Origin of the sequence: Xanthomonas indica, assembly GCF_040529045.1 — a bacterium.
Classification (GTDB): domain Bacteria; phylum Pseudomonadota; class Gammaproteobacteria; order Xanthomonadales; family Xanthomonadaceae; genus Xanthomonas_A; species Xanthomonas_A indica.
In genome coordinates this window covers 4,377,806-4,393,446 of sequence record NZ_CP131914.1, presented here as the reverse complement: position 1 = coordinate 4,393,446, position 15,641 = coordinate 4,377,806, and the positions used below count along the sequence as shown (strand labels likewise).

Sequence of the window (15,641 nt, the reverse complement as noted above, 5' to 3'; positions counted from 1 at the left end):
CCAAGCGCGTCCTGCGCAGCGGGCGTCGGCGTGCGCCGGCGCCCGCTGTCCCCCGGCTACAGCAGCGGCACCAGCAGCAGCGCCACGATGTTGATGATCTTGATCAGCGGATTGATCGCCGGCCCGGCCGTGTCCTTGTACGGGTCGCCGACGGTGTCGCCGGTCACTGCGGCCTTGTGCGCCTCGCTGCCTTTGCCGCCGAAATGGCCGTCCTCGATGTACTTCTTGGCGTTATCCCAGGCGCCGCCGCCGGTGGTCATGGAGATCGCCACGAACAGGCCGGTGACGATGGTGCCGATCAGCAGGCCGCCGAGCGCGCGCGGGCCCAGCAACAGGCCGACCACGATCGGCACCGCCACCGGCAGCAGCGATGGCACGATCATTTCGCGGATCGCCGAGCGGGTCAGCATGTCCACCGCACGGTCGTACTGCGGTTTGCCAGTGCCCTGCATGATCCCGGGGATCTCGCGGAACTGCCGCCGGACTTCCTCCACCACTGCGCCGGCGGCACGGCCCACCGCTTCCATCGCCATCGCGCCGAACAGGTAGGGGATCAGGCCGCCGATCAGCAGGCCGATGATCACCGTGTGGTCGGACAGGTCGAAGGCGAAGGTCTCGGTGGGATGCGCGGCGCGCAGGTTGTGGGTGTAGTCGGCGAACAGTACCAGCGCCGCCAGCGCTGCCGAGCCGATCGCATAGCCCTTGGTCACGGCCTTGGTGGTATTGCCGACCGCGTCCAGCGGATCGGTGACCGCGCGCACCTCTGGCGGCAGTTCCGCCATTTCGGCGATGCCGCCTGCGTTGTCGGTGATCGGGCCGTACGCATCCAGCGCCACGATCATGCCGGCCATCGACAGCATCGCGGTGGCGGCGATGGCGATGCCGTACAGGCCCGACAACGCGAACGCGCCCCAGATCGCCGCGCACACCGCGATCACCGGCAGCGCGGTGGACTTCATCGAGATGCCGAGCCCGGCGATGATGTTGGTGCCATGCCCGGTGGTGGAGGCGTGGGCCACATGCTGCACCGGCTTGTACTGGGTGCCGGTGTAGTACTCGGTGATCCACACGATCAGCCCGGTCAGCACCAGGCCGATCAGCGCGCAGCCGTAGAGCTTGCCGGCACCGGCGGCGGTGTCGCCCATCAGCTGCTGGGTCACCGGCCAGAACGCCAGCGCCGCCAGCACCGCCGAGACCACCACGCCCTTGTACAGCGCGCCCATGATCGAACCGCCCGGGCGCACGCGCACGAAGAAGGTGCCGACGATCGAGGCGACGATCGAGACCCCGCCCAGCACCAGCGGATACAGCACCGCGTTGCGCCCGGCCTCGGCGGCCATCAGCCCGCCCAGCAGCATCGTCGCGATTACCGTGACCGCATAGGTTTCGAACAGGTCGGCGGCCATGCCGGCGCAGTCGCCGACGTTGTCGCCGACGTTGTCGGCGATCACCGCCGGGTTGCGCGGGTCGTCCTCGGGAATGCCGGCCTCGACCTTGCCGACCAGGTCCGCGCCGACGTCCGCGCCCTTGGTGAAGATGCCGCCGCCCAGGCGCGCGAAGATCGAGATCAGCGAACTGCCGAAGGCCAGGCCGACCAGCGCATGCAGGCTGTCGCCGACACTGTGGCCCAGCCACTGCAGCAGGCCGTAGTAGCCGGCCACCCCGATCAGGCCCAGGCCCACCACCAGCATGCCGGTGATCGCGCCGCCGCGGAACGCCACCGCCATGGCCGGCGCCAGCCCGCGCCGCGCCGCCTCGGCGGTGCGCACGTTGGCGCGCACCGACAGGTTCATGCCGATGTAGCCGGCGACCCCGGACAGCACCGCGCCGATCGCAAAGCCCCCGGCGGTGTACCAGCTCAGGAACACGCCGACCAGCACCAGCAACACCACGCCGGCGATGGCGATGGTCAGGTACTGGCGGTTGAGGTAGGCGCGAGCGCCTTCCTGGATCGCATCGGCGATCTGCCGCATGCGTTCGTTGCCGGCAGGCTGCGCCAGGATCCAGCGCGTGGAGACGATGCCGTAGAGCACCGCCAGAGCCGCGCACGCCAGTGCCACGGTGACCGCATATCGTTCCAACATGACCCCTCCCAAGGATGTGGATGGCGCCCAAGCGCTGGACATACCGAGGGATCACACCGTAGGAGCTGAAGCATGCAACGACTCCGCGGCCACAACGCGCGCCGCTGGTGCGTATCGCAATGTCATCTGGCCTGAACGTGGGCGAGTATGCGCCTGGCTCCGTGATGCCGCCAGCGACCAGGCAGGGCGTCGCACTTTTGGCGTCCGGTTCAGTCTGCGCATGGCAGCGTGGCGCATCGCTTCCCAGGAGCCTTCCGATGCAATCGACGATTTCCCCGCGGCTGCGCGCACGCGCCTCGATCCTGGCCATCGCCCTGTGCGCGCTGGCGCCGCTGGCCGCGGCGGCCGCCGACCCGACCCCCGAGTTGCAGCGCCCGGCCAGCGCGCCGCAGGCGGTAGGCGTGGTCCACACCATTCGCCAGATCCCCGAGGCCTGCGTGCGCTTCGAGGGCGAGTACACCGGCGATGCGGCGCAGCCCTACCGTTTCTCCGCCGTGCGCAGCAGCCCCACCTGCCAGCCGCGCGCCAAGCTGGTCGAGTTCGACCAGGCCAAGCCCAGCGCGGCCACCGGCTGGAAGTTCAACGATCTGATCCGCGTGCCCAGCGCGGCCTGTCCGTCGCAGCAGGCGGTGGTGCGGGTGTGGCGCAAGCCGGTCGTACTGAACACCGAACGCGATGGCCAGGGCCAGTCGCGGATCTATCTGGAAGAGGCCAAGCAGCAGGCGGCCGCCGGCAAGGTCGCGCAGGTGCCGCAGTTCACCGCGCAGATGACCGTGGAAGGCAAGGCCTGCCGCTGAGCGGGCGGGTTGGCTGGGCCCGGCGTCTCGCCTGCACGGCGGGGCGGCACGGTCGCGACTGCGGCAGCGTGTGTACGCGACGAGGACGGAGCTGCGGTGACACGGCCCGCGCCGGCGGACGTGAGGTATCGACGCGTGCGTCAATCGGCGCTCAGGCCAGGCTCCCCGGCGTGGCGCGTCGCGCTGTTTGGTTGCCGATCCGGCGTATGCGGTGTGTGACCGCCCGTCTCATCGGCTGACGTCGTGCCGATGTGCCGCCGCTGCCATGCGTCGGCGACGTCGCCCATGGTCTTGGCGACGCCATTCCTGATCCAGGCCATGAACGCGCGATCGAAGGCGAAGCCGTCGCCACATGCCGCAACGAGAAAACGACGCACGTTCTGCGTGTTGCGGTAGCGTCCATCCACCGGCGTCGCGCGCGTGATGGTGTCGCTGTGCCAATCGAAGTCCATCGTGGGACTCTCGCTGGTGCGGTCTTCGCGCTTGCCGCCGTGCATGCCGGCCATCTCGGACTTTGTGGGGGCGCTGGCACGCGTGCCGTCGTGCCAGCGCGTGGTGAGCGAGTGGGGTCTGCCATGCCTCCGTCGCCGCGCTTCAGGCGTTGGCGCCTGTCCCGCAGCGTGCCGCGCACCGGCGCGCGCCGGTCGCGGCACAGGGGCGTGCGCTGGCGTTGTCAGCCCTCCCAGGCCGGCAGCTTCTTCTTCACCGCCACGTTCTTCAGCGCCACGTACTTGGGCAGGCCATCCGTGCCGTAGGGCAGCGGCGCTTCGCCGCGGATCAGCGGCTGCAGGTAGCGGCGTGCCTTCTCGGTGATGCCGAAACCGTCCTTGCGCAGGAAGCCGGCCGGCATCTTCTTCTCGTGGTTGGCGACCTTGGCCAGCGGCGCGGCCTCGATCTTCCAGCGGTACGGCGCGTCGCTGCTGCGCACGATCGCCGGCATCACCGCGTTCATGCCCTTCAGCGCGAACTGCACCGCAGCCTTGCCGACCGCCTGCGCCTGCTCCCAGTCGGTGCGCGAGGCGATGTGGCGCGCCGAACGCTGCAGGTAGTCGGGCAGGGTCCAATGCACCTTGTAGCCCAGTTCGGCCTTGACCTTGCCGGCCAGGTAGGACGCCACGCCGCCGAGCTGGCTGTGCCCGAACGCGTCGGTGCCGCCGCCGGCATCGGCGACGAAGCGCCCGTCGGCGGTCTGGATGCCCTCGCTGGCCACCACCACGCACCAGCCGACCTTGTCCACCACCTTGCGCACCTGCGCCAGGAACGCGGCCTCGTCGTAGGCGCGTTCGGGGAACAGGATGATCTGCGGCGCGTCGTCCGGCGATTGCGCGGCCAGGCCGGCGGCGGCCGCCAGCCAGCCGGCATGGCGGCCCATGGCTTCGTAGACAAATACCTTGGTCGAGGTCTCGGCCATCGCCGCCACGTCCAGCGCCGCCTCGCGCACCGACACCGCGGTGTACTTGGCGGCCGAGCCGAAGCCCGGGCAGGTGTCGGTGACCGCCAGGTCGTTGTCGATGGTCTTGGGCACGCCGATGCAGTGCAGCGGGTAGCCGAACGCCTGCGCCAGCTGCGACACCTTCCACGCGGTGTCGGCCGAATCGTTGCCGCCGTTGTAGAGGAAGTAGCGCACGTCGTGCGCCTGCAGCACCTGCAGCAGGCGCTCGTACTTGGGGCGGTCGGCCTCCAGCGACTTGAGCTTGTAGCGGCACGAGCCGAACGCGCCACCGGGGGTGTGGGCCAGCGCGGCGATCGCCGCCGCCGACTCCTTGGACGTGTCGATCAGGTCCTCGCGCAGCGCGCCGAGGATGCCGTTGCGCGCGGCCAGCACCTTGACCTTGCGCGCCCGCGCTTCGCCGATGACGGCGGCGGCGCTGGCGTTGATGACGGCGGTGACGCCGCCGGACTGGGCGTACAGCAGGGTGCCTTGGGCCATGGTCGGGGTTCGCTCCTGGGGTGGGGACATTGCCGGGACATTGCCTGGATGCGGTAAGCTGGGGATCTTGCGGTGCAGCGCAGGCGTGGCCCCCGAGTCTAACGCCGCCGGCCGCGCACGGTACTTTCCTCGAGGAGTCAGGTTGATGCGATTGGTTCTGTTGGGACCGCCCGGATCGGGCAAGGGCACGCAGGCGGCCCGCCTGAAGGACAAGCTGCAGATCCCGCACATCTCCACCGGCGATCTGCTGCGCGCCGAAGTCGCCGCCGGCACCCCGCTGGGCGTGCAGGCCAAGGAAGTGATGGCGCGCGGCGATCTGGTTTCCGACGACATCCTGCTGGGCATGCTCGAATCGCGCCTGGGCCGCGACGACGTGCGCAACGGCTTCATCCTCGACGGCTACCCGCGCAACCTGGCCCAGGCCGGCGCGTTGGACGAACTGCTGGCCAAGCTCGGCCAGCCGCTGGACGCGGTGGTGCAGTTGGACGTGGCCAACGAGCTGCTGGTCGAGCGCATCGCTGGCCGCGCCAAGGCCGAAGGCCGCGAGGACGACAACCCCGAGTCGGTGCGCAAGCGCCTGCAGGTCTATACCGATTCGACCGCGCCGGTGATCGGCTTCTACGACAAGCGCGGCACGCTGGCGCGGGTGGATGGCGTCGGCTCGCTGGACGAGGTGCTCGCCCGCATCCTGGCGGCGATCGGCCGCTGAGGCGGCACACACGCCGGCGCCCGCGACGGGCGCCGGACGTGCAGATGGTGCGGGATCCGACGATTGCGCGTCCCCGTTCACGACGCGCAACGCCCGTAGGAGCGGCTTCAGCCGCGACGGGCATTCCCGGGAAAGCCCATCGCGGCTGAAGCCGCTCCCACGAAGATAAGCTTGTCTCCCGCTGCCGCACAGCGAGTGATCGGCCGTGGGCGCGCAGGCCGCTTGCCATGGGGCCAGGGTCGATAAAAAAGTGCCAGCGAGCGGGCTTGCTCAGGGCCCCACGACATGAGCTCCCTTGGGGATGGTCTCTTGGGGAGTAGAACCACAGGGTGTCGAGGCTGGCCCGTTCATTCTCGGCGTCGGCTCCCGACTTGCCTATCGGGAACTTTACCCAGCCGATGTGGGGGATTCCCTACTTGACGGCGCAGCGGCGCGCTTGCCCCGAAGCGATCCCGTGCGGGGCCTGTCGCGGCCAACGGCCGGCACAGTGCTGGTTTGCGTGCGTCGGGGGATCGGCGACAATCGGGCCATGAGCAAGATCCATATTCTCGGCATCGCCGGTACGTTCATGGGCGGTGTCGCCGCGCTGGCGCGCGAACTCGGCCATGCGGTCGAGGGCAGCGACCAGGCGATCTATCCGCCGATGTCCACGCAACTGGAGCGCCTGGGCATCGCGCTGAAGCAGGGCTACCTGCCCGAGCACATCGCCGCCGACTGCGACCAGGTGATCGTCGGCAACGCGCTGTCGCGCGGCAACGCCGCGGTCGAGGCGGTGCTCGACGCCGGGCGCGCCTACACCTCCGGGGCGCAATGGCTGAGCGAGCAGGTGCTGCCGGGGCGCGACACCCTGGCGGTGGCCGGCACCCACGGCAAGACCACCACCACCAGCATCCTGACCTGGCTGCTGCAGGCCGCCGGGCGCGAACCGGGTTTCCTGATCGGCGGCGTGGCCGAGGACTTCGGCGTGTCCGCGCGACTGGGGCGTGCAGCTGTCGGACCCGCATCCGGCGCTGCGCACCATGTTCTCCCGGCGGGAGAAGGGAATCGAGTACCGGAGCTGGCGGAGCGGCCGCTCTTCGTTGTGGAGGCCGACGAGTACGACACCGCGTTCTTCGACAAGCGCAGCAAGTTCGTGCACTACCGGCCGCTGGTGGCGATCCTCAACAACCTCGAGTACGACCACGCCGACATCTTTCCCGACGTCGCCGCGATCCAGCGCCAGTTCCACCACCTGGTGCGGACGGTGCCGCACCGCGGCCGGCTGATCGTCAACGGCGAGGACGCGCACCTGCGCGAGGTGCTGGCGATGGGCTGCTGGACCCCGGTGGAACGCTTCGGCTTCGATCCGGCCTTCGAGTGGAGCGCACGCCTGCTCGCCGCCGACGGCAGCCGTTTCGCGGTGCTGCACCAGGGCCGCGAACTGGGCGAGGTGGACTGGCCGCTGCTCGGTCGCCACAACGTGATGAACGCGCTGGCCGCGCTGGCCGCCGCCCATGCGGTGGGCGTGGCGCCGGCGCAGGTGATGCCGGCGCTGGCGCGCTTCCGCAGCGTCAAGCGGCGCCTGGAGGTGCTCGGCCAGGCGCAGGGCATCACCGTGTACGACGACTTCGCCCACCATCCCACCGCCATTCGCACCACGCTGGAAGGCCTGCGCGCCAAGGTCGGCGCGGCGCGCATCGTGGTGGCGATGGAGCCGCGCAGCAATTCGATGCGGCTCGGCGCGCATGCCGAAGCGCTGGCGCCGTCGCTGGAGGCCGCCGACGCGGTGGTGTTCCTGCAGCGGCCGGAGCTGGCCTGGGACGCCGGCAAGGTGATCGCCGCGGTGCGCGGGGATGCCTGCGCGGCGCCCGACGTGGACGCCTTGCTGGCCGCGCTGCAGGCGCAGGCGCGCGCTGGCGACCACGTGGTGTTCATGTCCAACGGCGGTTTCGACGGAGCGCCGCGGCGCTTCCTGGCGGCGCTGCAATGAGTCTCGCCGGGCACGGCGGAGCCGGCGCGTGAGCCCGCAGCGGACCACGCTGCCGCTGTTCCCGCTGCACGCGGTGCTGCTGCCCGGCGCCTCGATCAAGCTGCGGGTGTTCGAGCGCCGCTATCTGGACCTGGTCCGCGAGTGCGGGCGCACCGACAGCGGCTTCGGCGTCTGCCTGATCCTGGACGGCAGCGAGACCGGCGCCCCGGCGGTGCCGGCGGCGTTCGGCACCGAGGCGCGCATCGTCGATTTCGATGTCGGCGCCGACGGCGTGCTGGTGCTGAGCCTGCGCGGCGCGCGGCGCTTCCACGTGCTGCGCAGCCGGGTCCGCGACAACGGCCTGGTGGTCGGCGACGTGGAATGGCGCGAGGCCGATGGCGACGATGAACTGCGTCCGCAGCACGCGCTGTTGGCGACCGTGCTCGACAGCATCCTCGACCAGGCCGCCGCGGTGTATCCGCTGGCCGGTCCGCGGCAACTCGACCAGGCCGCCTGGGTCGGCTGGCGCATGGCCGAACTGCTGCCGCTGGACGAACGCCAGCGCCTGTCGCTGCTGCAGGAAGACGACCCGCACGCGCGGCTGGATCAGTTGCTGGCCTGGATTCCCTGAGCGGGCGGGCGAGGGCGGTAGCGTCGTCCCGGTTCGAATGACGCATCGCAGGGCGGGGCGGCCGGACCTCTGCGCGGCCTGGCGCCAGGATCAGCCCCCATCCGACACGATCGCCGCGCGCTGCGCTCGCTGGGGCAGCGAAGGTGCCCACGCACGGCATTCAGCGCGGCGCTAGCAGGCGCAGGCGACGCTTGGCAGCGATCGGCAGCCGCCCGGCTGCCGGCAACGGCATCCCGCCCTGGCGGCCTGACGTCCTATCCACGCACGATCGAGGACTTCGTATGAGGCGTTCCTTCCTGCTGTTGTTGCTGTCCGCTGCCGGCGCCGTGAGCCTGCCGGCCATCGCCGCCGAGCCGCCCGGTACCACCGCCGCCGGTCAGGCCGACTGCCCGCGCGGCGCCATCGCCCTGGTCACCGGCAATGCCGATCAGGTGTCGCCCAGGACCTGCCTGACGCCGTCGATGAAGCCGTTCGCCCTGCAGCGCGGCCAACTGTTCGCCGTCACCCTGTCCGAGAACGGCTCGACCGGCAGCGCCTGGGCCTTGCGCAGTCTGCCCGCGTCGCTGTCGCTGCTCGACATCGAACATGCACCGGGCACGGCCTGCGCCGCCGGCCGGATGGGCTGCCCCAGCACTGTCACCTATACCTTCAAGGCCACCGAGCACGGCAGCGGCACGATCGATCTCCTCTACGCCCGGCACTGGGAAGATCGCGCCACCGACTCGCGTTCGATCCGGGTCGAGGTGAAGTAGCCGCCGCCACTGCCTGCAGTCGCAGGCAGGACGGCGCTGCGTCGGCGCGGTGCTGATCGCAAACCCAGGCGCGCCGCCATCGCTCAGGGCGACGGCGGCGCCTCGCCGTCGCTGCGCACCAGCAGCACCGGGATCTCGCTGCGGCGGTGCATGTCCTTGCGCGTGGGCAGGGCGTGCAGCGCTTCGGTCACCGCGTTGAGCGCCGGATCCGCGCCGCGCAGCGGGCGCCACAGCCCGATCAGGTTGAAATGGCGTTCGTAGCGCAGGCTCTGCGCGCTGCCCAGCCACAGCGGCACGTTGCCCGGCTGCAGGCGGGCCGGCGCCGGCCACAGGCGCAGCGCGTACAGCTCGTCCGGATTCGGGCCGGGGCGCAGCATCAGCAGCGATTCCACCCGCGTGTCCAGCGTCGCCGGCAGCACCGGCACCTGCGCCGGCGTGGCCTTGTAGTCGAGCAACTGCAGCGCCTGCTGCCAGCCGGCCTGCGGCTGCACGCGCCAGCCGGCCGCTTCGAGCTGGCGCTGCAGCGGCGCCAGCGGTCCGGCCACCTGGATGTCCAGCGGCCAGCGCTGGTCGTCGTCGAACTCGTTGCGCCGCGACGGCAATTGCCGCCAGTCGTGCTGCCACCAGGCGGCGTCGGCCAACTGCGTCAGCTGCGGCGGCGGCGGTTCGAACTTGGCCAGCTTGCGTTCCAGCTGGCGCGGCGCGTACCACAGCGCGGCGATCGCGAAGCCGCCGTAGAACAGCCAGGCCAGCGGCTTCATCCAGAACCCGCGGTTGAAGCGGCGGCGGTAGGCGATGCCCAGCACCAGCAGCCAGAAGATGCCGAACAGCATGCCGCCGATCACGTCGCTGAGCCAGTGCGCGCCCAGGTACAGGCGGGCGAAGCCGATCAGGGTCACCACCGCGCCGGACAGCAGGTACGGCCACACGCGCGAGCGCCCCGGCAGTTCGCGCGCGATCAGCACCGCGAAGAAACCGAAGCTGATCGTGGCCATGGTCACCGCCACCGAGGGGAAGCCGAAACCGCTGCTGGCCGACGGCGGGCGCACCACGTGCACGGTGGCGCCGAGCAGCTTGGTCAGGGCCAGGCCGAAGGCCAGCGCCGCCAGCCAGTGCGCCGCGGCCATCCAGCGCCGGCGCCAGGCCAGGTAGAGCAGGCCCAGCGCGGTGGGCGGCACCAGCACCTGCCAGTTGCCCAGCGAGGCCAGCGCGGTCATCGGGTAGTCGGCCAGCGGGTTGCGCAAGGCCAGCATCAGGTCGTGCACGGCCAGGTCCAGGCGCAGCGGCTCGCCGTGCGCCACCACCACCATCAGCAGCGCGAACCAGCCCCAGCCCAGCGCCAGCAGCATCACCGCCAGCATCGCCAGCGGCACCGACTCGCGCCGCTGCGGATCGAACACCGCGATCGAGTAACGGCCCAGCACCGGATGCCGGCGCGACCAATCCAGGCCGCGCGCCAGCAGCGCGTCCATGTGTCCGGCCGACCAGCGATAGCCGTACAGCACGATCGCCCAGACCAGGCCCAGCGCCAGCGCCAGCAGGCCCACGACCAGGAACAGGCGGCCGGCGACCGCGGCGACTGCGTCGTAGGCCTGGCCCAACAGCCAGCCCGGCCCCAGGAACAGCAGCGCCCAGGTCACCGCGGCCACGCTGCTGGGCAGCAGATAGCGCCGCAGCGGCATCTTCATCATGCCCGCCACCGCCGGCACGAACGGACGGATGGCGCCGACGTAGCGCGCCACCAGGATGCTCTTGAAGGCGTTGCGGCGGAACATCGCCTCGCCGCGGTCGAGCAACTGCGGGTAGCGCTTGAACGGCCAATAGCTGCGCAGCTGATGGCCCCAGCGGTAGCCGACCCAGTAGCTGACCGCATCGCCGATCAGCGCGCCGAGCGCGGCGCTGATCACCGCATACGGGCCGGAGATCTGGCCCAGGCCGATCAGCACGCCGATCGCGAACAGCAACGGCAGCGCCGGCACCAGCGTGCCGAGGATGATGACCGCATCGCAGAACGCGATGGCGAAGATGACCGCGCCGGCCAGGACGGGGTGTGCTGCGATCCACTCCAGCGTGGCATCGGTCCATGAGGCATTCATCGGGCGATTATAGAGGGAGCACGATGACCGTCCGTGCAAGCGACCGCGCTGCCGAGCGTGACCGCTTCCTGGGCCTGCCTGCGCTGGCGTCGGGCGAAGGCGAGGCGGCGAGGCCGCCGCCGCGGGTCACGCCAAGGGCGGCAGCAGGTTCAGCAGCAGCACCATGCCCAGGCCGACCAGCGCCACGATGGATTGCACCACCGAGATCGTCTTGGTGGCCTCGCCCATGCTCATGCCGAAGGATTCCTTCACCAGCCAGAAGCCGGCATGGTTGGCGTAGTTGAAGAACAGCGAACCGCAGCCGATGGACAGCGCCAGCAACGGCAGGTTGAGCGTGGGCTCGGCGCTGCCGAGCGGCGCCAGCAGCCCGGCGGCGCCGACCACGCCGACGGTGGCCGAGCCGGTGGACACCGACAGCAGCATCGAGATCAGCCAACCCAGCAGCAGCGGCGACAGCGCCAACTGCTGGCTCATGTGCACGATCGCATCGCCTACGTGCGCATCTGTGAGCACCTGCTGGAAGGCGCCGCCGCCGGCGATGATCAGCAGCACCCCGGCGACCGGCTTGACGCTGTCGCCCAGGGTCTTGCGCAGCGCGGCCGGCGCGCCCGGCCGCAACGCGACCTGCGCGAACAGCACCCCGAGCAGCATCGCGACGATGGGATGGCCGACGAAGGCGGTGGCATGCAGCACGGCCGAGTCCTTGCGCAACACCATCTCGGCCACGGCGTGGCACAGCATCAGCAGGGCCGGCGCCAGCGCCGCCAGCACGCCCAGGCCGAAGGCGGGCGGCGTGCGGTGCGTGGACGCGCCGTCGTCGGACGCGTACTGCGCCAGCAGCGCCGCATCCGGTTCGGCCTGGATGTGCCGCGCGATGTAGCGGCCGTACAGCGGGCCGGCCAGGACGATGGCCGGAATGGCCGCGATGAAGCCGTAGAGCATGGTGGCGCCCACGCTGGTCCCCAGCGTGGCGATGGCCGTGAGCGGGCCGGGATGCGGCGGCACCATGCCGTGCATCGCGGCGAGGGCGGCGATGACAGGGACGCCCACGTAGGCATAGGCCGAGCCGTTGACCCGACGATCCGCTTGCAGCTTGCGGGCCACGCCGAAGATCAGCGGCAGCAGGATCACCAGGCCGACTTCGAAGAACATCGGGATACCGACGATGCAGGCGACGCCTGCCATGGCCCAGGGCAGCGCGCGCGGCGAAGCGCGGCGCAGGATCGCGTTGGCCAGCGTGTCGGTCACGCCTGCCTGGGCCAGGAGTTTGCCGAGCATCGCCCCCAGCGCCACCACCAGGCCGACCGCCCCCAGGGTCTTGCCCGCGCCCGTGGCGACGGCATGCAGCAGCGCCTCCATCGGCATGCCGACGACCAGGCCGGTGACCAGCGACACCAGCAGCAGGGCCAGCAACGGATGCAGCTTGGGGCGTGCCACGATCAGCAGGACCAGGGCAATGACGCTGAAGAGCGCGGTGAACAGCAGGAACAGGTCGTTTGAACGCATAGGGGGCGCTGTCGCGTGGATCGGCCGCAAGCTTAGCCTGCGCCACCGCCTGAGCGCCGGACGCTTCCGCCGAGATCGTGTGATGCCGCGCGGCGGACGGCGCGCCGCCGGCAGGGACGAGGCTGCGACGGGCCTGAGTCGCCTCGCAAGCGGCAGGGGCACGTTTACACTGGCCGGATGCCTGCTCCCGCGTCCCGCACCGTGCACATCCTCAAGGCCGACAGCTTCGGCCGCATCCTGCTGCTGGGCGAGGGCGAGGCGCGTTTCGTCCGCCGCGACCTCACCGCCTCGCCCTGGTGGCTGCGGCTGCCGGCGTGGTGGCTGGCGCGGCGCGAGGCGCTCGCCCTGCGTCACCTGGACGGCATGGCGGCGACGCCGCAACTGCGCGGCTGGGACGGCACCTTCCTGGACCGCAGCTACCTGGACGGGGCGGCGATGTACCAGCGGCCGCCACGTGGCGACCTGGCGTATTTCCGCGCAGCGCGGCGCTTGCTGCAGCAGGTGCACCGGCGCGGCGTGGCGCACAACGATCTGGCCAAGGAGGCGAACTGGCTGGTGCTGGAAGACGGCAGCCCGGCGTTGATCGACTTCCAGCTCGCCGTGCGCGGCGCACCGCGCGCGCGCTGGATGCGCCTGCTGGCGCGCGAGGACCTGCGCCACCTGCTCAAGCACAAGCGCATGTACTGCGCCCACGCCCTGACCCCGGTCGAGCGGCGCCTGCTCAAGCGCCATTCCTGGGTGCGCGACCTGTGGTTCGCCAGCGGCAAGCCGGTGTACCGCTTCGTCACCCGGCGCCTGCTCAAGTGGGAAGACAACGAGGGGCAGGGGCCGAAGCCCTGAAGGGCCGGGAGTGGGGAATGGAGAATGGGGAATGGAAAAAGCGGAATCCGCGTGCGTCTGGTCTGACGGGGCACGCGACGAGAAGGCGCTAAGCTTTTCCCATTCCCGATTCCCCATTCTCCATTCCCACTCCAATGACCCTCAAAGGTAAAACGCTCCTCATCACCGGCGCCTCGCGCGGCATCGGGCTGGCGATCGCGCTGCGGGCCGCGCGCGACGGCGCCAACGTGGCGATCGCGGCGAAGTCGTCGGTGCCCAATCCCAAGCTGCCCGGCACCATCCACAGCGCCGCGGCGGCGGTGGAGGCGGCCGGTGGCCGCGCGCTGGCGCTGAAGTGCGATATTCGCGAAGAGGAGCAGGTGCGTGCGGCGGTGGCGGCGACGGTCGCGGCCTTCGGCGGCATCGACATCCTGGTCAACAACGCCAGCGCGATCTGGCTGCGCGGGGCGCTGGAGACGCCGATGAAGCGCTTCGACCTGATGCAGCAGGTCAACGCGCGCGGCAGTTTCCTGTGCGCGCAGGCCTGCCTGCCGCATCTGCTGCGCAGTGCCAACCCGCATATCCTGACCCTGGCGCCGCCGCCGTCGCTGGATCCGAAGTGGTGGGCGCCGCATACCGGCTACACCCTGGCCAAGATGGGCATGAGCTTCGTCACCCTGGGCCTGGCCGGCGAGTTCGGCCCGCAGGGCGTGGCGGTCAATGCGCTGTGGCCGCGCACGCTGATCGCCACCGAGGCGTTGAACATGATCCCTGGCGTCGAGGCCGGCAACGGCCGCCGCCCGGAGATCATGGCCGACGCCGCGCATGCCGTGCTGACCCGGCCGGTGGCCGGTTTCTACGGCCAGTTCCTGATCGACGACGCGGTGCTGGCCGAGGCCGGCGTGCACGATCTGTCCGGCTATGCGCTAGACCCCTCGCAACCGCTGCTGCCGGATCTGTTCCTGGACTGAGACCCGGCGGCGGGTGAGGCGGATGCGACGCGGCGCGCGTTCCGGACGCTGGGAGGCCGCGATCGCAACGCGCTGCGTGCGGGGTGGCGGCGCGCTGTAAAGACGCTCTGTTCCATCCAGTTGCGGTCGGTGCCGCAATGACCAAGCGTGGCGCGGCTATGCTGCCGGGGTCTTCCTGCCACCGCCGCCCATGCCCGCTCCAGTCGCCGTCGCCCTGCCGCGCCTTCCCGAGTCCCGCCACGCCATCCATGCCGATCTCAGCGACAACGAGCGGCACATGCTCGATCGCCTGCGCCTGGCCGGCACCGCCACCCGCGCCGATCTCAGCCGCAGCACCGGGCTGACCGTGCAGTCGGCGGTACGCCTGGTCGATGCGCTGGCCGAGCGCGGCCTGGTCGCGATCGGCGCCTCGCTGGCGCACGCGGGCCGCGGCAAGCCGGGTGCGGGCATCGCGCTCAATCCCGGCTACGGCCATACCGTCGGCTATGCGATCGCCACCGATGCGCTGTCGCTGGCGCTGCTGGATTTCAGCGGGCAGATCCGCGCCACCGCCGAGCACGCGCTGCGTTCGACCGAGCCGGATGCGCTGCTGGCGCAACTGCGCGAGGCCGACGCCGCGCTGACGGCGGCGGCCGGCGCCGGGCTCGGTCCGCGCCTGGGCGCGGGCGTGGCGATGACCGGCTTCTTCGTCGAGGATGGCGTGCACATGAACCCGCCCGAGCCGCTGCGTGCGCTGGGCGCGCTGTCGATCGGCGACTGGCTGGCCGAGGCGCTGGGCTTGCCGGTGTGGGTGGACAACGACGGCACGGTGGCGGCGGCGGGCGAGAGCCTGCTCGGCATCGGCCGCCAGTACCGCGACTTCGCCTACCTGCATTTCAACTACGGCCTGGGCGGCGGCGTGGTGATCGATGGCGCCTGCCTGCGCGGGGCGCACGGCAACGCCGGCGAGTTCGCCGGCATGCTGCCGCAGCAGGGGCTGGAGCGCGGCACGCTGGAGCTGTTGCGGCAATTGCTGGCCGAGGACGGCATCGCACTGCCCGACATCCGCGCGCTGCTGGCGGCCTACGATCCGGCGTGGCCGGCGATCGAGCGCTGGATCGCACGGGTGGCGCCGGGCCTGTCGCTGATCGTGTCGGCGATCGTGGCGATCTTCGATCCGCAGGCGGTGGTGTTCGGCGGGCGCATGCCGCGCGAGCTGGCGACGCGGCTGATTCCGCACGTGCGCATCGACAACCAGCCGCGCCGCGGCCAGGCGCGGCCGTTGCCGGTGCTGCTGCCGGCCGCCGCCACCGCCGATGCCAGTGCGGTGGGCGCGGCGGCGCTGCCGCTGAAGGCCTGCTATTTCCGCTGAACCGGTGCTGCCGCGGCGTCGCCATGCCTGCACAGCGCCGGCGCTAC

Annotated in this window: 13 protein-coding genes; 8 read left to right on the top strand and 5 right to left on the bottom strand. The window is 71.0% G+C overall.

Going from position 1 to position 15,641, the window contains the following annotated elements; translation table 11 throughout:
- Positions 1-56 precede the first annotated feature (56 nt).
- Positions 57-2,084 carry a sodium-translocating pyrophosphatase gene (locus tag Q7W82_RS18875; protein ID WP_242160533.1) on the bottom strand — a complete coding sequence of 676 codons (2,028 nt, stop codon included), beginning with the start codon at positions 2,082-2,084 and terminating at the stop codon, positions 57-59.
- A gap of 257 nt (positions 2,085-2,341) precedes the next feature.
- Here Q7W82_RS18875 and Q7W82_RS18870 point away from each other — a divergent pair, with 257 nt between their 5' ends.
- On the top strand, positions 2,342-2,881 hold the full coding sequence (locus tag Q7W82_RS18870) for a hypothetical protein (protein WP_242160534.1): 540 nt from the start codon (positions 2,342-2,344) through the stop codon (positions 2,879-2,881).
- Between the two features lie 140 nt (positions 2,882-3,021).
- On the opposite strand, the gene Q7W82_RS18865 is transcribed toward Q7W82_RS18870, so the two are convergent.
- Together Q7W82_RS18865 and Q7W82_RS18860 are read right to left on the bottom strand one after the other, a co-directional pair.
- A complete protein-coding gene (locus Q7W82_RS18865) occupies positions 3,022-3,387 on the bottom strand; it encodes a DUF6434 domain-containing protein (protein ID WP_242160535.1) in 366 nt (121 codons plus the stop codon).
- A gap of 167 nt (positions 3,388-3,554) precedes the next feature.
- A complete protein-coding gene (locus Q7W82_RS18860; protein ID WP_242160536.1) occupies positions 3,555-4,811 on the bottom strand; it encodes a 6-phosphofructokinase in 1,257 nt (418 codons plus the stop codon).
- Positions 4,812-4,956: 145 nt separating this feature from the next.
- On the opposite strand from Q7W82_RS18860, the gene Q7W82_RS18855 reads away from it, so the two are divergent.
- From Q7W82_RS18855 to Q7W82_RS18840, 4 genes are all read left to right on the top strand, one after another.
- Complete coding sequence (locus Q7W82_RS18855) at positions 4,957-5,520, top strand: adenylate kinase (protein WP_010343370.1); 564 nt, start codon at positions 4,957-4,959, stop codon at positions 5,518-5,520.
- A 529-nt stretch (positions 5,521-6,049) separates the two neighbouring features.
- Positions 6,050-7,489 (top strand): UDP-N-acetylmuramate:L-alanyl-gamma-D-glutamyl-meso-diaminopimelate ligase, encoded by a 1,440-nt coding sequence (gene mpl / locus Q7W82_RS18850; protein WP_242160537.1) that lies wholly within the window; start codon positions 6,050-6,052, stop codon positions 7,487-7,489.
- A gap of 28 nt (positions 7,490-7,517) precedes the next feature.
- Entirely contained in the window at positions 7,518-8,099 is a 582-nt protein-coding gene (locus Q7W82_RS18845; RefSeq protein ID WP_010343368.1) for an LON peptidase substrate-binding domain-containing protein, read from the top strand.
- A 281-nt stretch (positions 8,100-8,380) separates the two neighbouring features.
- Positions 8,381-8,851 carry a protease inhibitor I42 family protein gene (locus Q7W82_RS18840; protein ID WP_242160538.1) on the top strand — a complete coding sequence of 157 codons (471 nt, stop codon included), beginning with the start codon at positions 8,381-8,383 and terminating at the stop codon, positions 8,849-8,851.
- An 83-nt stretch (positions 8,852-8,934) separates the two neighbouring features.
- Here the strand turns inward: Q7W82_RS18840 and Q7W82_RS18835 are convergent, their stop codons facing one another.
- Positions 8,935-10,947 carry a bifunctional DedA family/phosphatase PAP2 family protein gene (locus Q7W82_RS18835; protein WP_242160539.1) on the bottom strand — a complete coding sequence of 671 codons (2,013 nt, stop codon included), beginning with the start codon at positions 10,945-10,947 and terminating at the stop codon, positions 8,935-8,937.
- Positions 10,948-11,073: 126 nt separating this feature from the next.
- Positions 11,074-12,453, bottom strand: a complete 1,380-nt coding sequence (locus Q7W82_RS18830) for a gluconate:H+ symporter (protein ID WP_242160540.1) — start codon at positions 12,451-12,453, stop codon at positions 11,074-11,076.
- A gap of 177 nt (positions 12,454-12,630) precedes the next feature.
- Between Q7W82_RS18830 and Q7W82_RS18825 the strand changes: the two genes are divergently transcribed.
- The 3 genes from Q7W82_RS18825 to Q7W82_RS18815 all read left to right on the top strand — a co-directional run bounded on the left by Q7W82_RS18825 (position 12,631) and on the right by Q7W82_RS18815 (position 15,594).
- A complete protein-coding gene (locus tag Q7W82_RS18825; protein ID WP_242160541.1) occupies positions 12,631-13,293 on the top strand; it encodes a serine/threonine-protein kinase in 663 nt (220 codons plus the stop codon).
- A gap of 134 nt (positions 13,294-13,427) precedes the next feature.
- Positions 13,428-14,243, top strand: coding sequence for an NAD(P)-dependent oxidoreductase (locus Q7W82_RS18820; protein WP_242160542.1), 816 nt, complete (start codon positions 13,428-13,430; stop codon positions 14,241-14,243).
- Between the two features lie 190 nt (positions 14,244-14,433).
- Complete coding sequence (locus Q7W82_RS18815; protein ID WP_242160543.1) at positions 14,434-15,594, top strand: ROK family transcriptional regulator; 1,161 nt, start codon at positions 14,434-14,436, stop codon at positions 15,592-15,594.
- Positions 15,595-15,641: the final 47 nt, after the last annotated feature.